The 22,327-nt window shown below is 33.2% G+C and carries 25 protein-coding genes; 18 read left to right on the forward strand and 7 right to left on the reverse strand.

All coding sequences use genetic code 11. The features are described 5' to 3' along the window. Window positions 1-13: 13 nt before the first annotated feature. The 3 genes from ABD963_RS12950 (at window position 14) to ABD963_RS12960 (ending at window position 3,964) form a co-directional block, all read left to right on the forward strand. A complete protein-coding gene (locus tag ABD963_RS12950) occupies window positions 14-1,750 on the forward strand; it encodes a TonB-dependent receptor (protein WP_345277467.1) in 1,737 nt (578 codons plus the stop codon). Window positions 1,751-1,856: 106 nt separating this feature from the next. After that, complete coding sequence (locus ABD963_RS12955; protein WP_345277469.1) at window positions 1,857-3,488, forward strand: amidohydrolase; 1,632 nt, start codon at window positions 1,857-1,859, stop codon at window positions 3,486-3,488. A gap of 143 nt (window positions 3,489-3,631) precedes the next feature. Continuing rightward, on the forward strand, window positions 3,632-3,964 hold the full coding sequence (locus ABD963_RS12960) for a hypothetical protein (protein ID WP_345277471.1): 333 nt from the start codon (window positions 3,632-3,634) through the stop codon (window positions 3,962-3,964). Here ABD963_RS12960 and ABD963_RS12965 read toward each other — a convergent pair. Then, window positions 3,961-4,659, reverse strand: coding sequence for a class I SAM-dependent methyltransferase (locus ABD963_RS12965; RefSeq protein WP_345277473.1), 699 nt, complete (start codon window positions 4,657-4,659; stop codon window positions 3,961-3,963). The genes ABD963_RS12960 and ABD963_RS12965 overlap by 4 nt on opposite strands. Window positions 4,660-4,776: 117 nt before the next feature. Here ABD963_RS12965 and ABD963_RS12970 point away from each other — a divergent pair, with 117 nt between their 5' ends. Together ABD963_RS12970 and ABD963_RS12975 are read left to right on the forward strand one after the other, a co-directional pair. Then, entirely contained in the window at window positions 4,777-5,283 is a 507-nt protein-coding gene (locus ABD963_RS12970; protein WP_345277475.1) for a YkgJ family cysteine cluster protein, read from the forward strand. A 97-nt stretch (window positions 5,284-5,380) separates the two neighbouring features. Further along, complete coding sequence (locus ABD963_RS12975) at window positions 5,381-6,211, forward strand: sterol desaturase family protein (RefSeq protein ID WP_345277477.1); 831 nt, start codon at window positions 5,381-5,383, stop codon at window positions 6,209-6,211. Here the strand turns inward: ABD963_RS12975 and ABD963_RS12980 are convergent. Continuing rightward, the gene (locus ABD963_RS12980) at window positions 6,208-7,545 is read right to left on the reverse strand and encodes an exo-beta-N-acetylmuramidase NamZ family protein (protein WP_345277479.1); all 1,338 of its coding nucleotides are present in this window, start codon (window positions 7,543-7,545) and stop codon (window positions 6,208-6,210) included. The genes ABD963_RS12975 and ABD963_RS12980 overlap by 4 nt on opposite strands. 7 nt (window positions 7,546-7,552) lie before the next feature. On the opposite strand from ABD963_RS12980, the gene ABD963_RS12985 reads away from it, so the two are divergent. From ABD963_RS12985 to ABD963_RS13000, 4 genes are all read left to right on the forward strand, one after another. Further along, the gene (locus ABD963_RS12985; protein WP_345277740.1) at window positions 7,553-8,788 is read left to right on the forward strand and encodes an ABC transporter permease; all 1,236 of its coding nucleotides are present in this window, start codon (window positions 7,553-7,555) and stop codon (window positions 8,786-8,788) included. A gap of 150 nt (window positions 8,789-8,938) precedes the next feature. Then, a complete protein-coding gene (locus ABD963_RS12990; RefSeq protein ID WP_345277481.1) occupies window positions 8,939-9,919 on the forward strand; it encodes a PLP-dependent cysteine synthase family protein in 981 nt (326 codons plus the stop codon). 111 nt (window positions 9,920-10,030) lie between these two features. After that, window positions 10,031-10,789, forward strand: a complete 759-nt coding sequence (yaaA, locus tag ABD963_RS12995) for a peroxide stress protein YaaA (RefSeq protein ID WP_345277483.1) — start codon at window positions 10,031-10,033, stop codon at window positions 10,787-10,789. Between the two features lie 3 nt (window positions 10,790-10,792). After that, complete coding sequence (locus tag ABD963_RS13000; protein ID WP_345277485.1) at window positions 10,793-11,527, forward strand: hypothetical protein; 735 nt, start codon at window positions 10,793-10,795, stop codon at window positions 11,525-11,527. Here the strand turns inward: ABD963_RS13000 and ABD963_RS13005 are convergent. Then, a complete protein-coding gene (locus tag ABD963_RS13005) occupies window positions 11,520-11,654 on the reverse strand; it encodes a 30S ribosomal protein THX (RefSeq protein ID WP_345277487.1) in 135 nt (44 codons plus the stop codon). The two genes, ABD963_RS13000 and ABD963_RS13005, sit on opposite strands and share 8 nt — an antisense overlap. A 62-nt stretch (window positions 11,655-11,716) precedes the next feature. On the opposite strand from ABD963_RS13005, the gene ABD963_RS13010 reads away from it, so the two are divergent. Then, the gene (locus ABD963_RS13010; RefSeq protein ID WP_345277489.1) at window positions 11,717-12,397 is read left to right on the forward strand and encodes a uracil-DNA glycosylase family protein; all 681 of its coding nucleotides are present in this window, start codon (window positions 11,717-11,719) and stop codon (window positions 12,395-12,397) included. On the opposite strand, the gene ABD963_RS13015 is transcribed toward ABD963_RS13010, so the two are convergent. From ABD963_RS13015 to ABD963_RS13025, 3 genes are all read right to left on the reverse strand, one after another. Next, window positions 12,398-12,928: a CIA30 family protein gene (locus tag ABD963_RS13015; protein ID WP_345277491.1), complete on the reverse strand. Its 531-nt coding sequence runs from the start codon at window positions 12,926-12,928 to the stop codon at window positions 12,398-12,400. Between the two features lie 76 nt (window positions 12,929-13,004). Then, window positions 13,005-13,784 (reverse strand): anti-sigma factor, encoded by a 780-nt coding sequence (locus ABD963_RS13020; RefSeq protein WP_345277493.1) that lies wholly within the window; start codon window positions 13,782-13,784, stop codon window positions 13,005-13,007. Next, complete coding sequence (locus ABD963_RS13025) at window positions 13,781-14,338, reverse strand: RNA polymerase sigma factor (protein WP_345277495.1); 558 nt, start codon at window positions 14,336-14,338, stop codon at window positions 13,781-13,783. The genes ABD963_RS13020 and ABD963_RS13025 overlap by 4 nt, the downstream gene beginning before the upstream one ends. 125 nt (window positions 14,339-14,463) lie before the next feature. On the opposite strand from ABD963_RS13025, the gene ABD963_RS13030 reads away from it, so the two are divergent. Further along, a complete protein-coding gene (locus tag ABD963_RS13030) occupies window positions 14,464-14,976 on the forward strand; it encodes a fasciclin domain-containing protein (RefSeq protein WP_345277497.1) in 513 nt (170 codons plus the stop codon). An 85-nt stretch (window positions 14,977-15,061) separates the two neighbouring features. Here the strand turns inward: ABD963_RS13030 and ABD963_RS13035 are convergent, their stop codons facing one another. Beyond that, window positions 15,062-15,457 (reverse strand): DUF2721 domain-containing protein, encoded by a 396-nt coding sequence (locus tag ABD963_RS13035; protein ID WP_345277499.1) that lies wholly within the window; start codon window positions 15,455-15,457, stop codon window positions 15,062-15,064. Window positions 15,458-15,541: 84 nt separating this feature from the next. Here ABD963_RS13035 and ABD963_RS13040 point away from each other — a divergent pair, with 84 nt between their 5' ends. The 7 genes from ABD963_RS13040 (at window position 15,542) to rpsU (ending at window position 22,239) form a co-directional block, all read left to right on the forward strand. Further along, window positions 15,542-16,813, forward strand: coding sequence for a DUF2851 family protein (locus ABD963_RS13040; protein ID WP_345277501.1), 1,272 nt, complete (start codon window positions 15,542-15,544; stop codon window positions 16,811-16,813). A 36-nt stretch (window positions 16,814-16,849) separates the two neighbouring features. Then, the gene (locus ABD963_RS13045; RefSeq protein ID WP_345277503.1) at window positions 16,850-17,077 is read left to right on the forward strand and encodes a PspC domain-containing protein; all 228 of its coding nucleotides are present in this window, start codon (window positions 16,850-16,852) and stop codon (window positions 17,075-17,077) included. Next, complete coding sequence (locus ABD963_RS13050) at window positions 17,074-18,093, forward strand: potassium channel family protein (RefSeq protein WP_345277505.1); 1,020 nt, start codon at window positions 17,074-17,076, stop codon at window positions 18,091-18,093. Before ABD963_RS13045 ends, ABD963_RS13050 begins: the two co-directional genes overlap by 4 nt. Before the next feature lie 107 nt (window positions 18,094-18,200). Further along, on the forward strand, window positions 18,201-19,892 hold the full coding sequence (locus tag ABD963_RS13055; RefSeq protein ID WP_345277507.1) for an alanine/glycine:cation symporter family protein: 1,692 nt from the start codon (window positions 18,201-18,203) through the stop codon (window positions 19,890-19,892). 23 nt (window positions 19,893-19,915) lie between these two features. Continuing rightward, window positions 19,916-20,794, forward strand: coding sequence for a ComEA family DNA-binding protein (locus ABD963_RS13060; RefSeq protein ID WP_345277508.1), 879 nt, complete (start codon window positions 19,916-19,918; stop codon window positions 20,792-20,794). Next, entirely contained in the window at window positions 20,791-21,957 is a 1,167-nt protein-coding gene (locus tag ABD963_RS13065; protein ID WP_345277510.1) for an acyl-CoA dehydrogenase family protein, read from the forward strand. Before ABD963_RS13060 ends, ABD963_RS13065 begins: the two co-directional genes overlap by 4 nt. Window positions 21,958-22,044: 87 nt before the next feature. Further along, window positions 22,045-22,239 (forward strand): 30S ribosomal protein S21, encoded by a 195-nt coding sequence (gene rpsU / locus ABD963_RS13070; protein WP_345277512.1) that lies wholly within the window; start codon window positions 22,045-22,047, stop codon window positions 22,237-22,239. The last annotated feature ends 88 nt before the right edge of the window (window positions 22,240-22,327 follow it).

The following is a 22,327-nucleotide window of genomic DNA, read 5'->3' on the forward strand; positions in this document are numbered from 1 at the left end:
TAAATCAAATCATATGCGAAAGCACTTAAATAATATATTCATACTAATATTTGCGTTTACAGCGACTTTGTCTTTCTCACAAAACAGAAAAAATGATACCATAAATACAGGTGTTATTGATATCGTAAAACCATATACACCAACTATTTCAGATGCCTTTAAGGTTAAGGAAATCCCATCTTTAGATGATGAAACTACTAAAACAAAAAAGAATATTAAATACAATATTTTTTCGTTTCCAGTGGCATCAACCTTTACGCCAGCAAAAGGAAAAGCTGCCTTAGTTGAAAAAAGAGAGCCTGTAAAATTATTTGATAATTATGCTACTTTGGGTGTTGGTACTTATACCACCATTTTAGGAGAGGTTTATTTAAATCATGCCATTAGTAGGACTGAAAGTGTTGGAGGTTATGTTAGCCATCACTCCTCGCAGGGAGGTATTGAAGGTTTACAGTTTAACGATAATTTTTCTAACTCCAAAATTAACGTGAATTATGCCTCTCGGTTACGAGATTTATCTTGGAATGTTGAAGGTGGCTTTCAACAGCAAATTTACAATTGGTATGGGGTTCCAGAATCTCAAATAGCACAAGCCCAAACCAACAATATTGAGGTTGATCATTCATTATTCGATGCACATTTTGGAGGCGATATCACTTTTGAAGATACTTATATTAATTCAGGGAGTTTCTTTTTTAGACGCTTTGGAGACAATCAAGGTTCTGGTGAAAACCGGTTTATTGTAAAGGCTAAAGTAGATGTTCCCATCAATGATGTTGAGATTTCAACCGACTTTAAATTTGATTATTTAGGAGGTACTTTTGATAGAAGTTACTCTGTGGACCAAGAATTAAATTATGGAAATTTTCAGATTGGTATTTCACCTACTTATGAGTTAAAGCAGGACGATTTAACCGTTAACTTGGGAGTCTCTATCAATTATTTAAACGACAAGGAATCAGGTGATAGCAAATTATATTTATACCCAAATATCACGGCCAGTTATCGTTTAGTTAATGATGTACTCATTGCCTATGGAGGTATTCAGGGAGATTTAATCCAAAACTCCTATCATGATTTTGCTAATGAAAACCCTTTTGTATCGCCTACACTTTTCATTGCACCAACCGATCAACTCTACAACGCTTATGTTGGTTTAAAAGGAAAATTATCAAGTAATATGAGCTACAATATCAGCGGTCATTATTTAGCCGATAGAAATAAAGCGCTTTACAAAACCAATGTTATTAAGAATCTATCGCCTCAAAATGATTATGATTATGGAAATTCCTTTGGAATTGTATATGATGATGTAGATACTTTTGGATTGGCAGGTGAGATAAATGTAGATGTTAACCGTAATTTTAAATTAGGAATCAAAGCCGAGTATTTTACTTATAATACCGATAATGAGGCAGAAGCATGGAATTTACCCGATGTAAAAGGTTCCCTGTTTTTAGATTACCAAATCAATGAGCACTGGTTTACAGGAGCCAATTTATTTTATGTTGGAGAACGTAAAGACCAATTGGAATTAGAAGGAACTTTAATACCAGAAGATTTAATAACCAATGTGGTATTAGATAGTTTTTTTGATGCCAATGCTCATGTGGGATATCATATAAACGACCAAATTTCAGTATTTGCAAAAGCCAATAATATTTCGAACATAGCCTATCAAAAATGGCAAAATTTCCCAGTGCAAAGCATTCAGTTCTTAGCAGGAGCCACTTTTAAGTTCGATTTTTGAGATAAAGTAGATTCTATAATTATTTCATAATCTCATTATATATAGAATTAAAGCGTTCATTTAAGAACGCTTTTTTTATTTTTACAAGAACCATTAAAAATGTTATATGAAAAAGTTTCTGCTTCTTAGCCTGTTCATAGGGCTGATATCCTGTCAAACAAAGGAATCTGTAGATTCATTAATAATCAACGGAAATATTTATACGGTTAATTCCGAATTTGAAAAGGCCGAAGCATTTGCTATAAAAGATGGCAAATTTATTGAGGTTGGAAACTCAAAAGATCTTCAAAATAAATATATAGCTAATACCATTATTGATGCTAAAGGAAAATCGATTTTGCCAGGTTTAATTGATGCCCACTGTCACTTTTTAACACTTGGGCAATTGCAACAACAAGTCAATTTAGTAGGGACAACAAGTTTTGAAGATATGATTAATAAGGTTGTAGAGTTTCAAAACAAAAATAATCTACCCTACATAAGAGGTAGAGGATGGGATCAAAACGATTGGGAAGACAAAACGATGCCAACTAAAGAAATTTTAGATTCGTTATTTCCAAACACCCCTGTTGCTTTAACAAGAATAGATGGGCATGCTTCCTTTTGCAATAAAGCAGCATTGGATTTAGGTAACGTGACAATAAATAGTAACATTGAAGGTGGAGAAATTGAAGTTAAAAATGGCGAATTAACAGGTATTTTAATTGACAATGCAGAACAATTGGTTTTAGATAATTGGCCAAAACCAACCAAGGAGCAACTTATTGATGCTTTATTAAAAGCACAAGACATCTGTTTAACATATGGGTTAACATCATTATCTGATGCGGGTCCAGATATTTATACATCCTCTTGGATTGATAAAATAGATTTAATTGATAGTTTACAAAGCACTGGTGACCTTAGAATCAGACTATATATGATGGTTCCTGGAACATCTAAAAATTTAGATTTTTATTTGAATAATGGAATTAAAAAAACGAATAAACTCAATGTTAGGTCCTTCAAATTTTACGCAGACGGTGCTTTGGGGTCTAGAGGTGCTTTATTACGAGAGCCATACACCGATAAACCTGAAACCCATGGTATTCCAGTTATGTCCTTGAATGAAATTGGAGCGGCAGCAAAGCGAATAGCGAATTCCGAATTTCAAATGAATACCCATGCCATTGGTGACTCTGCTAACCATGCTGTTTTAAATACCTATAAAAACGTTTTACAAGATAAACCAAACAGGCGCTGGCGTATCGAGCATGCTCAAGTAGTATCACCAGATGATTTCAAATATTTTGATGATATACTGCCTTCTATTCAACCTACGCATGCAACTAGCGATATGTATTGGGCTGAAGATAGAGTAGGGCCAGTGCGTATTAAAGGAGGTTACGCCTTTAAAGATTTATTAAACGCTTATGGTAAAGTAGCATTAGGAACTGATTTTCCTGTAGAGCAAGTGAGTCCTTTTTTAACTTTTTACGCAGCAGTTTCAAGGCAAGATTTAGACCAATATCCGGAAGGTGGTTTTCAAATAGAAAATGCGTTAACCCGTGAAGAAACCCTTAAAGGTATGACTATATGGGCAGCCTATTCTAATTTTGAAGAGAATGAAAAAGGCAGTATTGAAGCCGGAAAATTTGCAGATTTTGTCATTTTAGATAAAGATATTATGACGGTTGATGTTGCTGAAATACCCAATATAAAAGTGATTAACACATTTATTGATGGTAAAGCACAATAGTTTTATCATTCCGCACTTGATACGGAATCCACTTAGCATTTGGAATGTTTTAGTCAGTTAGAAAAATGAAAAAGTGTATTAGCATTTTTATTTTGGTGGTCTCAATTAATTGTTTTTCACAGAAACTAGCATGTTGCAAAACCTTGGAAGAAGTTAAAAACACCATTGCCGGCGATTGGAAATTGAAAGATGGTAATGAAAATGCTATTTATAGATTTTCTTTTGACGAGAACAAAGGCTCTGTTGAGGTTTTAGATGAATTGAATTTACCTCCAAAAGCCGAAAAAACCATTGGTAATGAAATTGTTATGGATAACCATACGATAGTTGAAATTAAATTTGATAAGGGTCTATTTTTTATTGATGTAATCTATTTGTATGGCAAAGTTTCAGAGCAAATTCTGGTATTGAGTGATGAAACGTTTATTTACGGAAAAGGAGAATCTCAACATACATTTATAAGAGATAAAGTTTAAACGGTTAACCGCGCTAAATAATCAAAATGTTCGCCTTCCAAAATCAATCCACAATGGAGTCCAACGGTTTCACAGGCCAATTTTAAGGTGTCAAAATCGAGGTATAACCATTTCATAGGCACTTCTTTTTTACCTTTGTAACTCAAAAAATAATCCAATTCCCCATAGTAATTCGAATGGGCATCCATCCAAAAACCACCATCCTCATCTTCATACATATATTTGATATCAGAGGAATCAAGCAAGATTTGTCCGTTTGGTTTTAATAGGCTTTTTAGGTGTGTTAAGTATTTTGCAACCTGTGAGATTTCTTGAAAAATCCCGGTACCATTCATTAAAAGTAAAATCGTATCAAATTTACTTTTTTCCTCTAATACATTTAGAACTTCAGCATTCATTACACCTCGTTTTTGAGCGACTTCAATGGCCCCTTTAGAAATATCAATGGCTTTTACATTTAAACGGTTTTCTTGTAAGTACAGACTATGACTGCCAGTACCACAACCTACATCTAAAACTTGACCTTTGCTAAGTTTTAAAGCCTTTTGTTCAATTTTAGGCATTTCAGAGAAACTTCTAAATAAATATGAAATGGGCAATAAATCGTCATCAGAAATACTGGTTGAAGTGATGATATCTTCAGTATAATTTCCGTTTTGATAATCGAGCAATGCTTTTCCGAAAAGGTCTTTCATGTTTCAAAATTTCGAGACTTGAAAAAGTCGTGGCAATCAGTTTGTTTAAAATTAAAAATTAAAAGATTACTTCTGTCATTCTTCTTTAGTAATGTCGGAATGTATTATTTTTACAATATGCAAGACTTCGTCAATAATCTCCCAAAGCTCGCCAAAGATAAGCATAACGAAAACAAAAAATTCTTTGCTAAGCTAAAAAAGAAACCACCTAAAGATTTGGATTATGTGATGATGGATTTAAATGAAAAAGAATTTGATCGAACCGATTGTTTACAATGTGCCAATTGTTGTAAAACCACAGGGCCACTTTTTACAGACAAAGACGTGGAAAGGATTGCTAAACATTTTAAGATGAAAACACAGCAATTTATTGAGCAATATTTACGAATTGATGAAGATAATGATTATGTGCTGCAAGCCGTACCATGTAGCTTTTTAGGAGCCGATAATTATTGTTCGATCTACGAGGTAAGACCCAAGGCTTGCCGGGAATTTCCGCATACCGACAGAAAAAAGTTTCAGCAAATATCAAATTTAACTTTAAAAAATGTGGCTATTTGTCCTGCGGCGTTTAACATAGTAGAAGCTATGAAATTCCGTTTGCAAAACTATAAACCCACCTAATTAATATTTAGACATGGCATCTGAGTTATGAAAAGCAAATAAATAGTACCAGATGAAACAACAAATAAAATAAGTATATTTAAAACAAAAAATCATTTTGGAAGCTTTATTAAATTACTTTGAAACTATTCCTTCACTACATCGTGGGATTATTATTGTTGGAGGCTTAACACTCTTTTGGATAATAGAAGGCATTGTACCCTTGTTTGGGATGAAGTACAAAAAATGGAACCACGCTATACCTAACATTTTTTTCACTTTGACAACTATTTTAGTTAACCTGCCATTGGCTTTTTTGTTTTTAAAGTCATCGGACTGGGTGATGGCAAATAACCTTGGTATTTTAAATTGGTTGCCCGAAATGCCTCTTTGGTTATACGTCATTACGGGTATTCTTTTAATAGATTTTATTGGGGCTTATCTGCCGCACCTTATTGAGCACAAAGTAAAACCACTTTGGATGGTACATTTGGTGCATCATTCCGATCATCATGTTGACACTACAACCGCCAATAGACATCACCCATTAGAAAGTGTTATCCGATACCTATTTACTCTTTTAGGAATTTTTATTGTTGGTACACCCATAGCTTTAGTAATGCTTTATCAATCATTATCGGTAGTGGCAACCCAGTTCAATCATGCCAATATTAAGTTACCAAAAAAAGTGGATGATTGGTTAAGCTATATTGTTGTATCGCCCGATATGCACAAAGTACACCATCATTATAAATTGCCTTATACAGATTCTAACTACGGAAATATTTTTTCGGTTTGGGACAGACTTTTTGGAACTTACATGAAATTAGACACAGAAAAAATAGTTTATGGCGTTGATGTGTTTCCCGATGAAAAAGAAAATAGCAACATCAAGGATTTACTTAAGCAACCGTTTCAAAAATATAAACGACCAACTATTATGGATTAATCGTAGATTAAATATTTCTTCCGAATGTCCTTAAAAGTCTTCAAATCATCTTGCCAACTGGCCTTAATAGATTCTTCACTCATGCCAGCCTCAATTTGTTGTTGCAATGTAGTTGTGCCAGCATGTTTTGTGAAATTATCAGTATTGAAAAAAAGTGATTTGTCAGTTGAATTTTTATAAGCCTTAATAAGCCATTTTAAACTCACTTCTCCGTTAAGTTTTTCATTTTCTAAATGTTCTCCGTAGCAAAGTTTGCCTTTATGCTTGGGGTATTTGGCCCCAAAATTTTCAACAGGTGTATAGCTAAAAGTAAAAACTTTTTTGTCTAAAAAAGGAGCACCATACCTTTGAAATTGAAATTCGGTACCTCTACCAGCATTGATATTGGTGCCTTCAAAAAGACCTAAACTTGGGTATAACGCAATAGACTTATCGTTTGGTAAGTTTGGTGAAGGACGAATGGGTAAGCTGTAAAACAGGTAGTGATTGTAATTTTTTACTGGTACAATAGCAAGTTCACATTGCAAATTATTAGCAAGCCATTTTTCGCCATTAATCATTTGCGCATATTCACCAATGGTCATTCCATGAACTAGGGGAATGGTGTGCATCCCTAAAAAACTTTGGTTTTCTTTTTCTAAAGTAGGTCCATCAACATAATGCCCGTTAGGGTTTGGTCTGTCTAAAATTAATACTGGAATATTGGCTTCAGCACACGCCTCCATAATGTAGTGTAATGTTGAAATATAGGTGTAAAACCTAACACCAACATCTTGAATATCAAACACCACAATATCTAATCCTTCAAGTTGTTTTTGAGTTGGTTTTTTGTTATTACCGTAAAGCGATACAATTGGCAAACCAGTTTTAGTATCTATGCCGTCTTTAACTAATTCACCAGCATCAGCAGTTCCTCGAAATCCATGTTCTGGAGAAAATACTTTTTTAATATCTATATTAAGTGATAAAAGCGAATCTACTAAATGTGTGTAAAGGATGTTATTGGTTTGTATATGGCTAAACTCTACCTCGCCGGTGGGATATACTTCAAATATAGAGTCCACAGCGTTTTTAAAGATAACAGATGTTTGATTGGCAACAATTCCAACCCGTTTTTGATGCAAGCGCTTTAAATACCTGCCAATTTGGTTAGCACCAACAAAGATGGTACTGTCAGATAAATTACTATTTTGATACCGAGCCTGTTTAAGTAACGCTTCATTTTTAGTAGCTTCAGGTTTCTGTCTTTCAACTTTGGATTTTGACAAGTTTGCGCATGAAATCATTACTAAAACAAATAATAAAACTGTATTTTTGAAAACATTTAATCCCATTGGAAAATTGAATTACGAGTATTTTATAGCTAAACGTATTATTGGTAGTAAAACGTATAAAAGTAGTATATCGGCACCAATAATAAAAATTGGAATTGTTGCCATAGCTATCGGTATTGTAGTAATGATGATTGCCATTGCAACGGGTATTGGTTTACAACAAAAAATACGCGATAAAGTGGTGGCCTTTAATGGGCATGTTACCATTTCAAATTTCGATAGCAATAACTCGCAAGAGAGTGTTTTTCCCTTATCGAAAAATCAGGAGTTTTATCCTGAGTTTAAATCAGTAGAAGGTGTAAGCCATGTGCAAGGAGTTGCTACCAAATTTGGAGTCATTCGTACTGAAACTGACTTTGAAGGGGTCATTTACAAAGGCGTTGATAACGATTATAACTGGCAATTTTTTAAAGAATTTCTGGTTGGGGGTAGATTGCCTAATTTAGAGACTAAATGGAGCGAGGAGGTTTTAATATCGCAATATTTAGCAAATAGGTTAGGATTTAAATTAGGCGATAGTTTTCAAATGATTTTTGCCAAAGACGATCCAGAAAAGCTACCTAATTACGTAAAGTGTAAAATAGTAGGGATTTATAATTCTGGATTTCAAGATTTGGATAAGCAGTATTTAATTGGGAATATTCGGCATATACAGCGTATTAATCAATGGGACAAGGATCAAATTGGTAACTTTGAAGTTTTCATAGAAGATTACTCAAAAATAGAACAAAAAGGTATCGAAATATATCAAAATACTCCATCAACTTTTAATACCCAAACTGTAACGGAGAAGTATTATTCCATTTTTGAATGGATTAAAATTTTTGATAAAAATATTTATGGGATTATTGGAATAATGATATTAGTTGCGGGGATAAATATGATTACTGCACTTTTGGTTTTAATATTGGAAAGAACCCAAATGATAGGTATTTTAAAAGCTCTTGGAAGTAATAACTGGAGCATTCGAAAACTCTTTCTATACAATGCTTCATATATTATTATTCTCGGGTTGTTTTGGGGAAATTTATTGGGTTTAGGATTGCTTTTTGCACAAAAATATTTTAAGCTTTTCCCTCTCGACCCCAGTGTTTATTATGTTACGGAAGCACCTGTTTACATAAGTTTAGGGTATATTTTAGCATTAAATATAGGGACCCTAATCCTATGTTTACTCATGCTTTTAGTGCCCTCATACATTATCACTAAAATTTCACCAGTTAGAGCTATAAGGTTCGATTAATTTGCTTTGGATGTTCAACTGCTGGGAATTGGTTTCAAAATTAAATATTTACAAAACCATACCTATAGCTCTATCACAATTGAACATAATAACTAACTTTTAACATTTAACCTTGGGCTTTTTAGTATTTTTGTAAGCCTATAAAATACTATGGAATACGCAGAAAACATTTTAGGTACCATCGGTAATACACCTTTGGTGAAACTTAATAAACTTACTAAAGAGTTACCTTGTTTAGTGCTGGCAAAATATGAAACTTTTAATCCAGGGAATTCTGTAAAAGACAGGATGGCGGTTAAAATGATTGAAGATGCTGAAGCCGATGGGCGTTTAAAACCAGGCGGAACTATTATTGAAGGAACCTCAGGAAATACTGGCATGGGTTTAGCACTTGCAGCTATTGTTAAGGGCTATAAAATGGTTTGTGTTATTAATGATAAACAAAGCAAGGAAAAAATGGATATTCTTAGGGCTGTGGGAAGTAAGGTTGTGGTTTGTCCAACCAATGTAGAACCTGACGATCCAAAATCCTATTATTCGACCTCAAAAAGACTTGCTGAAGAAACTCCAAATTCTTGGTATGTTAATCAATATGATAATCCTAGTAATACTGCGGCACATTACGAAAGTACAGGTCCTGAAATTTGGAAACAAACCGATGGGAGAGTTACTCATTTTGTAGTAGGTGTAGGCACAGGAGGTACCATTTCTGGGGTTGGAAAATATTTAAAAAAGCAAAACCCAAATGTGAAAGTTTGGGGGATAGATACTTTCGGATCAGTTTTTAAAAAATATCACGAAACTGGTATTTTTGATGAAAACGAAATTTACCCATATATTACCGAAGGTATCGGCGAAGATATTCTGCCTAAGAATGTCGATTTTAGTATTATTGATGGTTTTACTAAAGTAACTGATAAAGATGCTGCAATCTACACTCAAAAATTAGCTAAGGAAGAAGGTATGTTTTTGGGAAATTCGGCAGGAGCAGCCATTAAAGGTCTTTTGCAATTAAAACATCACTTTAGCAAAGATGATGTCGTGGTTGTTTTATTTCACGACCATGGTAGCCGTTATGTTGGAAAAATGTTTAACGATGATTGGATGCGCAAACAAGGTTTTTTAGATTAGAAAACTGAATAATAAATACAATTTATAATTCTATTATTATTAATTGTAGCTAACGATTTTCAAAGTAGTTTAGTAATTGTAAATTTGATAATAAAATAATAGATATAACTCATGAAGCTCGTTTTATCACCTGCAAAATCATTGGATTTTGAAACACCATTACCCACAAAACAATATACAGAAGCTCAATTTTTAAAACAATCAGAGCGATTAAATAAAATACTCAAAAATAAATCTGCCAAAAGTTTATCTAAACTTATGAGTATTTCCGATGCATTGGGCCAATTGAATTATGAACGAAACCAATCTTGGGAATTGCCTTTTTCAACAGAAAATGCTAGACCAGCGATTTACGCTTTCAATGGGGATGTTTATAGAGGATTGGATGCTTACACCATTCCAAGTGAGCATATTGAAAAACTACAAAGCACTGTGCGAATTTTATCAGGTTTGTATGGTTTATTAAAACCAACTGATTTAATCCAGCCTTACCGATTGGAAATGGGAACCAAACTACCAGTAGGCACTAAAAAAAATCTCTACGAATTCTGGAAAAAAGACATTACCAAAGCGTTAAACGCTGAACTTCAAGCGGGAGAGTTGTTTGTCAATTTAGCAAGCAATGAGTATTTTAAAGTGATTGATACTAAAACTTTAAAAGTACCTGTTGTGAATGTAGAGTTTAAAGATTTTAAAAACGGCGAATATAAGGTCATTTCATTTTTTGCGAAAGAAGCCCGTGGCCTAATGGCTCGCTATATCATAGATACCAATGCAAATTCTATAGATGATTTAAAAGGGTTTAATTATGGAGGTTACGGTTTCAGTGATCCCATGTCTAAAGAAAACGACTTGGTTTTCATAAGATAGACTATGTATTATTATCTAATCATTGGCCTTCAGGTCTATTGTTTATATCATCTTTACAAAAATAGAAATGCTTATTATTGGTGGTTTTTAATTCTGTTTATACCGCTAATAGGTTGTCTAATATATTTAATTACACAGGTTTACAATAAACGTGATGCAGAAAAAATTACTTCAGAAATCACTAACATCATAAACCCAACAAAAAAGATAAAGGATTTAGAAAAGCGATTAGAGTTTTCCGAAACTTACCAAAACCGTTTAAATCTTGCTGATGCTTTTTTGGAAATAAAAGATTACAATAGCGCCATTCCACATTACTTGGAAGCTTTGCAGGATAAATCGCAAAATAGTTTTTATGCCACTGCACAAGTCATAGAAGCTTACTTTAATGTTGAAGCGTTTGATAAAGTAATTTTTTATTCCGAAAAGATTAAAGCGGAATCCGGATTTAATAAGTCTAGAACCCAGTTTTTATATGGTTTAGCGTTGGAGAACACTGGAAATACTGAAGAAGCTGAGAATAATTTAAGGCAGATAGATATAAGATATTCCTTTTATGAAGAACGCCTAGCGTTGGCTAAATTTTTATTGAGTATTAAAAAAGAGGATGATGCTAAAGGTATATTAAATGAAATTTCCATGGAATCACAGAATATGAGTCAACCTAATATGCGTATTTACAGAGCTGTTATTTTAGAGGTTGAAAAGCTGTTGAAAGAATTTGACAATCCTACTTAGGAGTTGCTTTGTTACCAATACTTATTTTGCTTTCTATCGAGCGTCTTTTTTTAATTCGTGGTCTTCGGGCACCAAAAGTTCCCCTGTTTATTTTTCCACGTTTTGTTTTTTTATCTCCTTTTCCCATAGTTTTCAGTAATTTTAGTTAACATAAAATACAAAATTCAATATTAAATTCCAAGTGAAATCGTGTTTAAACACAAGCATCCATATGAACCATTCATTAAAAAGGACACCAAAAAACTCATTGTTGGCACCTTGCCACCACCCAGGTTTTCAACTGGTGAACTTTTAGAAAAGGATGTCGATTTTTGTTACGGAGGTTACTACAACTCACTTTGGTTGTTCATTGATAAAATCCATGGTTTAAATTTTCGTTATGATATTTCCGAAGAAGCAATCGAACAGCGAAAACAGTTTTTAATTGAACGAAAAATTGGTATCTGTGATATTGTAGACAGTTGCGAGCGTGAAAAAATTAATGCCTCCGATTTAGGGATGACAAACGTTAAGTTGCGAAATATACTAGGCTATTTAAAAGCGTATCCAACGATTGAAACCCTTTTATTTACTGGTGGAAACAGTAAAAATGGGCCTGAATATTTTTTTAGAAAGCACCTAAAGAAACACGATTTAAAATTAGAATTATTTTCAAATGAGATCCCAAGAATCCATCAATTCGTCATCACGGGCGGAACAAATCAATCCGGCACATCAAATCGAATTATTAAAACGGTATCGTTAACTTCAGCATCAGGGTCAGCAAATAGAGCTGTTGGAAGCATGCCATTATTCAGGCAACTAAAAAGGAACAATCCAAACTTTAGTACGTTCGATTTTAGAGTGATGCAGTACCGGGAGTTTTTTTAATTATTTCAAAACAATACTTTCTAATTCCAATTCAAAAGATTCAGCTATTTTGTTACCAATTAAAAAGGCAACCATTTCCATTTGTTTTCCAGGATAGTTTTCCTGATTTAGCTTTCTGCCTCTAAATGCAGCATAAAATTCTTTAAAAGGAATTTCAATCACTTCCCAATCTCCTGTGGTCTCAAACGAGGAAACATAAGAATAATAATCATTATTATTGGATTTTATTCTGAATTGATAGGTTTTTCCATCGCCTTTTAATTTTAAAACGACTTTGGAATAATCAGAAACATTTTTTGTATCAAAGCTATATTGAACCATTGAAAAACCACCGTTGTTTTCGAGCGATACTTTACCTTTAAATAAACCATGTCCAACTTTATTCAAGGAAAAATTTCCATCAGATTTTCCACCCATAACCACATCGTGAACTATGCGCCAATTAGTTAGATTACTTTCTGAATTAAAATTAAATATCGTCATAGCTGCTTGAAGATTTATTAGAATAAAAAATATGATATTGAATTTCATAATAAGTTATAAATTTTAACCAATTAATAAAAGTGTTTTTTTGATACTTCAAAAAATGGGTCTTACTTGGTGTTTATTATAAATACACATTGGTTACCAACCTTGAAACTGTAGGGTGATCATTACCGCCAGCGGGTTCTATGGTAATATTTAAGGATTCTGCATTTTCAATGTAGTTCATGGCCAGTAATGATTTGTTTTTATCTATAACCCCCATGTCAATCATCACGCCATCAACATCTGCCCACATTTGATAGTCGTGGGCATCATCCAATTTTGGTAATTGTTCAGCGTTGATAATGACCGATTTGTCTTGATGGTTTACATAGCTCACCACTTTGGCGTTTGGGGCTAAATCGTTTCCGGTTAATATATATTGTTTGGTCTCAGGCGAGTTGATAACGTTAAAATATGTGGTAGCATAATTCAGATTATTTTTTAGACCATCAATATCTTTCATGAGCTGTTCTTTTTGCTCACTGGCTATTTTTAATTGTGTGTTGGATTTTTTTAATTGTGTAAACATCCAAATAGAACTTATTAGCAAGAAAGCAGAAATACTAGCAGCCACATACAAGTATCTTTTAAATGGATTTTTGTTTTGTAATGGTAATACTTTAGTTTGCGAAGTCTTTATACTTTGCATTAAATTGGTTTTAACTTCAGCAGGCGGATTAATGGCATTCTCAAAAGCTAAGTTTTCAAAATTAGCTTCCAGAGTATCAAATGTTTTCTTTAAATCAGCATCCGTTTTTAAAATGTTATCAACCTCTAATTGTTCTTCATTGGTGAGTTCTCCCAACAAATATTGTTCCAGGATACCATGTTTTAATATGTATGCTTTATCCATCATCATCTTATCACTTCAATTAAAATCAATAACCATACAACCGTTTTATCATAACTAAGTTGTAATTTTTTTAAGGCTTGCTTTATATATGATTTAAAGGTGCCAAGTGGTACATCCATTTCTTTATGAGCCTCTCTGTGGGTTAAGCCATTAAAATAAACAAGCTCTAGTGCCTTTTGGTGGTGTTCTTCCAATTGTTTTAAGCAGCCGCTAAGTTGTAAATATTCGGGTTCTATAGTTATGCTGTCTTCTTTATTAGCATATACACTTAAATCTTCCGTTTGGATGAGGTTTTGTGATTTGCGCTTAAAGTTTAACGTTTTGTTTTTGGCAATTCGGTAAGCCCAAGTATAAAATTTTCCCTTTTCAGAGTTATATTGATGGGCTTTTTCCCAAATGGTCATAAAAGTATCTTGAAGAATATTTTGGGCATGTTGTTCATCTTTACATATTCTAATAATGACACCGTAAAGTGCTGGAGCATAATTATCGTAAAGCTTAGACAAAGCAACTTCATCTTTATTTTGAATTTGAATTATGAGTGCTATATCGTTTTGCATATATGTTAAAGATTTCCCAAAAAATGAATTAGCTCATCCAAAGAAAACAAACCTGTGTAAATATAAATGAAAGCACTTCAATAGAAAAGAAAAGTGCTAAAGTTTAACCAAAATAAAAATTTATTATGAAAAAGTTAGTATTCATGTTTACAACAGTAGTAGCGTTAACATTAAGTCAATTTGCAACAGCACAAAAAACCATTGTAGATGTAGCTGTAGGTAACGAAGATTTTTCAACCTTAGTAGCTGCCTTAAAAGCTGCAGATTTAGTAGGTGCCTTACAAGGTGATGGTCCATTTACAGTTTTTGCCCCCAACAATGCTGCTTTTGGTAAAATTGATTCTGCGACTTTAAACTCGTTATTGGAACCAAAGAATAAAGAAGCGCTATCCAACATTTTAACCTATCACGTCGTATCTGGAAAATTAGCTGCTAATGACGTTGTTGCTGCACTAAAAAAAGGAAAAGGTAAAGTAGAGTTGAAAGCTTTAAATGGGCAAACACTAACTGTTTTGCAAAAAGACGGAAAAATATGGTTGAAAGACCAAAATGATAATTACAGTGAAATTATTGCTACAGACGTTATGGCTAGTAACGGAGTAATTCACGTAATTGATTCAGTGGTTATGCCTAAATAATTTTTTGGGAATTTAACTGCTATGAAAAAGAAAAAGCCTCATTTTAATGAGGCTTTTTTATTTATAATATATACTGGTATAATATTTAACTATTCTCAATATCACTTATATGATGTTCTAAAGCTTTTACAGAAATTTGAATTTCCCAAATCAAAAAGGCCAATGAAAGTATTAATAAAATAAGGGCTAAACCAAATACCCACACCGCAACAGTATGTTGCTGTATATAAATTAAAAACATGGTTAATACACAAAGCAATAAACTGCTTATTCCAAAAATTTGCATGGAGCGTGTTAGGTATAAGCGTTTTTTTATATTTTTTATTTGAGCTATTAAAACCGAGTCTTTTTTATGTAAATATTTATCATGTAAACTTCTAATAACGGCAGCATAAGCTAAAAACCGGTTGGTGTATGCTAGCATAATTAACGAAATGGCTGAAAAGAGTAATGCTGGTGTTGTTAAAGTAAGTTGTTCCATAAATTACAAATATTTATAAAAAACGAAATTATAAATTACATTTTGTAATTGTGTACATTTAAATCGTAATTTTTATATTTCGCAATGCAAGAAGATTTTCTACATTACATCTGGAAGTTCAAAAAATTTTATCCAACCAACTTAAAAACCCAGAGGCATGAAGCTATTGAAATTGTTTCGGTTGGCGAACATAATCAAAACAGTGGTCCAGATTTTTTTAATGCACAAGTCAGAATAGATAATCAGCTTTGGGCAGGGAATGTGGAAATTCATTTAAAATCATCCGATTGGTTTTTGCACAATCACGAACAGGATAAGGCTTATGATAACGTTATTCTCCATGTTGTTTGGGATCACGATACCGAGGTTTTTAGAAAAGATAATACGCCAATTCCCACTTTGGAGATAAAAGATTTTCTTGATAACCATGTTTTAAGAAACTATGAAAAACTCTTTTCAAAGCAAAGCAAATGGATTAATTGTGAAAATGATTTTACTGAAATTGATAACTTTCTTCTGAACAATTGGTTAGAGCGTTTATATTTCGAGAGACTGGAGCAAAAATCGGAAGTCATAAAAACACTTTTAAGCGAGTCCAAAAATGACTGGGAAGCCATGCTTTTTAAAATGCTTGCTAAAAATTTCGGACTCAAAGTGAATGGAGAATCGTTCTTTAGTTTGGCAAATTCCATTGATTTTTCAATTATCAGAAAAACGCAAAATACCCTACAAACTTTGGAAGCTTTACTTTTTGGGCAAGTAGGTTTATTGGATGAGGATATACAAGAACCTTATTATTTAAATTTAGTTAAAGAATATCAATTTTTAAAGCAAAAATTCAAACTTGAAAACAATCAGGTGCTGCCATTACAGTTTTTTAGATTACGCCCTACTAACTTTCCAACCATTCGAATATCACAATTGGCTAGTTTGTACAATAAGCACCAAAATTTGCTTTCAAAAATTATTGAGACCAATACACTAGAAGAGTTTTACAAACTTTTTCAGGTATCAACTTCGAGTTTTTGGAAAACACATTATACTTTTCAAAAAGTATCCAGGCCATCTTCAAAAACGCTCACAAAATCGTTTGTCGATTTGTTATTAATTAACACCATTCTACCTGTAAAATTTTGCTATGCAAAACACAAGGGTGAAGATATTGACGATTTAATTGTTAAAATGGGAGCGGTAATTCCATCGGAAAATAACAGCGTTATCTCGGCATTCAATAATTTAAAGAAAGTGTCAAATTCTGCTTTAGATTCACAAGCACTCATTCAACTTAAAACAAATTATTGCAACAAAAACAGATGTTTACAATGCGCCATTGGTAATTCATTATTAAATAAATAAACTTTTAAACTACAAAAGGAAGTATTAACTTGCAGCATGCAAATTTTCTACAAATTATTATTGTATTTCCAAAAACATGGGTATTATGTTTGCCAACGTATAGCCGATAGGTTGGGCATTAGGGCCAAAGTAGTCCGAACTTCATTCATGTACCTTACTTTTGTAACTGTTGGATTTGGATTTGCCTTGTATTTGTTTTTGGCATTCTGGATGCGAATTAAAGATTTATTATACACTAAACGCTCATCGGTTTTTGATTTATGAATCCTCTTATAAGATTTTTTAGAACCAAAATTTACACAGCAGTATTTTTACTTATTTTAATTCAAATAATAGGCGTTGCCGGTTACGTGATGATATCTGGGTATTCATTAGTGGATGCTTTTTATATGACAGTCATTACTATGACTACGGTAGGTTTTGGTGAGGTTGTACCACTTGATGAAAAATCCAAAATTTTTACCATATTTTTAATTTTAGCCAGTGTGGTTATTGTTGGTTATGCTCTTTCTATCATAACCGAATATATTTTAAGCAAAAATGATATTGAAGAATTAAAACATAAGAAGATGCAAAAAAAAATAGATAACTTAAAAAACCACGTTGTTATTTGTGGTTATGGCAGAAATGGTAAACAAGCTGCAAGAAAGTTACTCGCTTACAAAAAGCAATTTGTAGTTATTGAGAAAAATAAAGAAATGGAAGAGCGTTTACAATTGGATGGTGTAAATTATGTAATTGGAAATGCAAATGAAGATGAAACTTTGGTTCAAGCAGGTGTAAATAGGGCGTCTTGTTTTATTTCGGCACTGCCAAATGATGCCGATAATTTGTTCGTAGTTCTATCTGCCAGACAATTAAATCAAACTATTAATATTATAAGTCGTGCTTCACAAGAATCGTCTTATGAGAAACTTAAATTCGCCGGTGCTAATAATGTAATATTGCCCGATAAAATAGGTGGAGACCATATGGCATCTTTGGTAGTCGTTCCAGGTTTAATGGAATTTATTGATAATCTTTCTATCGTTGGTAAATCAAATATCAATATCGAGGAAGTAGCTGTTGAGAAATTGTACAACACAAAGTCTGTAAGAACCATCAAAGATTTAGATTTAAGAAGAAAAACAGGTTGTACCGTTATAGGTTATAAAGATGAAAATGGTGAATATATTGTAAATCCAGAAGCGGAACTAGAATTGGCGCCCCATTCAAAAATCATCGTTTTGGGTCGACCAGAACAAATTGAGGCCCTAAATTCTGAATACGATATCAACTAAATTCAATACCATATTTAACAAGCAATGTTTTAAAAAATCAATTTTTTTTAGCATCTTGCCGACTTTAACTCGAAATTTCATATATAACTAACTAATTTCAAACTCTTATGAAGAAATATCTTCTTTCAATATTTTCAATCATTTTTCCAGTAATCATTTTCGGCCAAGAAAGTTCAGAGATAGGAATCGATCAAAAAATAGATCAGGCTTTTAAGCCCGTATCTGATTTTTTCTCAAACGTTATCTTTTTTGAAGTTTTTGGAACGCCCTTCGTTTTATTGCTTTTGGTTTTCAGTGCAGCTTTTTTTACTATTTATTTTGGGTTTCCAAATATTCGCTATTTCTGGACAGCTATAAGTACTGTAAGAGGAAAGTTTGAAGATATTGAGAAGCATGGGGCCAAAGAACTTTATGGTGAAGGAGGTATTGCTCAAGGACAAGATTTAACTAAAGTTGATATAGAAGAACATTTAGTAAGTGTAGAGAATGAATTAGCTATTGATGGAGATATTGTTGATACTATTAGAGATGAAAGTTCTGATGGTGAAGTTTCTCATTTTCAGGCTTTGGCAACAGCGGTGTCAGGAACCGTTGGTAATGGTAATATTGCAGGAGTAGCATTGGCTATTGCCCTAGGAGGTCCTGGTGCAACATTTTGGATGATTATCTGTGGTTTGTTAGGAATGTCTACAAAATTTGTGGAGTGTACGTTGGGAGTTCAATATAGAGATGTTGGAGAGGATGGAACGGTTTATGGTGGGCCCATGTATTATTTAAAAAAAGGCCTTAGAGACAAAGGGTTTGCAAATCTTGGTAAAGTGGCTGCTGTTTTATTTTCTATTTTCTGTATTGGTGGTTCTTTTGGTGGTGGTAATGCTGCACAATCCAATCAGGCAACTATTGTTCTTAAAGATTTATTAGGCTTAGAAAGTACCGCTGCAGGATTTTGGATTGGTGTTGTATTAGCTGTTACCGTAGGAATTATTATAATTGGTGGAATTAAGCGTATAGCTTCTGTTACAGAAAAAGTAGTGCCTTTTATGGCATTATTGTATATCTTATGTTGTTTGTATATCATTTTGAGCAACTTCACTTTAATTGATGATGCCATTGGATTGATTCTCAAAGAGGCTTTCAATCCTAAAGCGATTGGTGTTGGTGGTATTATAGGGGTTTTATTGGTCGGTTTTAAAAGAGCGGCTTTCTCAAACGAGGCTGGTGCTGGTTCTGCATCTATTGCGCATTCAGCAGTTCGCACCAAATATTCTGCCAGTGAAGGTTTGGTAGCTTTATTAGAACCCTTTATTGATACAGTGGTTATTTGTACCATGACCGCTTTGGTAATTATTATCTTCAATTTTGGAGGATTTTTTGAATATGGAGATATTACTGGACAAGGTGTGGCTATCATTGATGGTGAATCTTTTGAAGGTGCAGGAATTACAGCCAAGGCATTTGCTGAGTACATACCTTATTCTAACGTGTTTTTAACCGTTGCCGTTGTATTATTTGCAGTGTCTACAATGATTTCTTGGTCATATTATGGGTTGCAATCTTGGAAATATTTATTTGGAAGAGGTAAAAAAGCAGATTTAACTTATAAAATTTTGTTCTTAACCTTCGTAGTTATTGGTGCTGCAGCAAGTATGAAATCTATCTGGGATTTCTCAGATGCCATGATATTTGCCATGGTTTTCCCTAACATGATTGGATTGTACTTCCTGTTCCCAGTTGTTAAAAAGCAATTAAAACGATACCTTGATGCTATCAACCTTAAAAGGGAGGCCATTGAGGATTAAAACTTAACTAACTCAATATTCATATGAAATCCCATTTCACGTTTACTAAACAACAACGAAATGGGATTTTTTTGTTGGTATTTATTATCATTGTTTTGCAATGTATTTACTTTTTTGTTGATTTTAAATCGAAAGATATTCTAATCGATAATAGCGAATTGGCAAAATTTCAAAAAGAAATAGATTCCCTTAGGTTGGTTCAATTAGAAATAAGCAAACCAAAAATTTATCCTTTTAATCCAAATTATATAACAGATTTTAAAGGCTCAAATCTGGGTATGAGTAATGAAGAAATTGATAGGTTATTAGCCTATAGAAAACAAAATAAGTGGATCAATTCAACTGAACAATTTCAAGAAGTTACCCAAGTATCTGATTCCCTTTTAAACGCCATATCACCTTACTTTAAATTTCCAGAATGGGTAACCGAGAGTAAACCAACAAATTCAAATTTTAGTTATAATAACAAACCAAAATCGTTTGCCCAAAAGCAAGATTTAAATAAAGCAAATGCTCAACAATTGCAAAGAGTAAACGGTATTGGTGAATATTATTCCGAACGAATTATTAAATTTAGAAATTCGTTTCCGGGTGGTTTTATTGCTGATGTTCAACTACAAGATGTCTATGGTTTAACGCCCGAAGTTATTGAAAAAATCACTCAAGAGTTTACTGTTAAAACTCCTAGAGAAATAAAAAAAATAGATTTAAATTCGGCCACTGTTGACGAATTGGTTACCATTCAGCACATCGATTACGATCTGGCGTATAAAATAATTGAACAACGTACCTTGAGAAACGGTTTCAAATCCATAAATGAATTAACAAAAGTTAAAGACTTTCCTGTAAATAAAATAGAGATAATTGAATTATATTTGCATCTTGAAAAAGAAAATAGATGAATAGCATGTACTTCACTGAAGAACACAACCTTTTTAGAAAAAGTCTTCAAGATTTTTTACAAAAAGAAGTAGTTCCACACATAGAAACTTGGGAGAAAACTGGTAGGATAGATAGGTTTATCTGGAAAAAATTTGGCGACATGGGGTTCTTTGGGATAAACTACCCAGAGGCTTATGGTGGTATGAATTTAGATTTATTCTATACCGTTATACTATTAGAGGAACTTCAAAAAATAAATTCTGGCGGTTTTGCTGCTGCTATTTGGGCACATGTATATTTAGCCATGACCCACTTAAATGCAGAAGGTGATGAAACCATAAAACAAAATTATCTGGCACCAAGTATCACAGGCGATAAAATAGGATGTCTTTGCATTACCGAACCATTTGGTGGAAGCGATGTTGCAGGTATGCGTACAACCGCCGTTAAGAATGGCGACCATTATATTATAAATGGTTCAAAAACATTTATTACAAATGGTGTTTACAGCGATTATTTGGTGATTGCAGCCAAAACAAGTCCCGAATTGGGAAATAAAGGTATCAGTATTTTTGTGTTAGATAGAGAAATGAAAGGCGTTTCGGCAACCAAATTGGATAAGTTAGGTTGGCGAGCATCTGATACTGGAGAAATTGCTTTTGATAATGTAAAAGTTCCTGTTGAAAATTTATTGGGTGAGGAAAACAAAGGATTTCAATACATCATGCAACACTTTGCTTTAGAACGTTTGATTATGGGTATCAATGCCCATGCCCGCGCCGAATACGCCTTAGAGTATGCATTGCAATATATGAGTGAGCGTCAGGCTTTTGGAAAATCCATAAATAAATTTCAAGCCTTAAGACATAATATAGCCGATTTATATACCGAAATGGAAATCTGTAAAGAGTTTAATTATTCAGTAACCTACAGATTAAATAAAGGTCAATATGTCGTTAAAGAAGCTACGATGTCTAAACTTAAATCCACAAAAATGGCTGACGAGGTTATTTACCAATGTTTGCAATTTTTAGGTGGTTACGGTTATATGGAAGAATATCCTTTGGCACGAATGTTTCGCGATAGTAGGTTAGGGCCTATTGGAGGTGGTACATCAGAGATACTCAGAGAGATTCTGGCCAAAATAATTATTGATAATAAGGTATACAAACCAGTAACCTAAAATAATTATAAATTCTTATTTGTTAATTAAGAATTGTTTTTATATTTGCAGCCACAAAATCTGAAAAAGAGAGGAGGTTAAGACATTATGTTAATAATACCAATTAAAGAAGGAGAAAATATAGATAGAGCGTTAAAGCGTTTTAAACGTAAGTTTGACAAAACAGGCATTAAGCGTCAGTTACAAACACGTAAACAATTTACTAAACCATCTGTAGAGCGTAGAGCACAAATTCAAAAAGCGCAATACATTCAAGGTTTAAGAGATGCTGAAGAAATTTAATCTCAAATGAAACAATATTAAATCCCGCTACTAGCGGGATTTTTTTTGCTAATTATTTTTAAGCCCATCAAAACTTTGTACTTTTAAC

Source organism: Litoribaculum gwangyangense (genome assembly GCF_039543505.1).
GTDB classification, from domain to species: domain Bacteria; phylum Bacteroidota; class Bacteroidia; order Flavobacteriales; family Flavobacteriaceae; genus Litoribaculum; species Litoribaculum gwangyangense.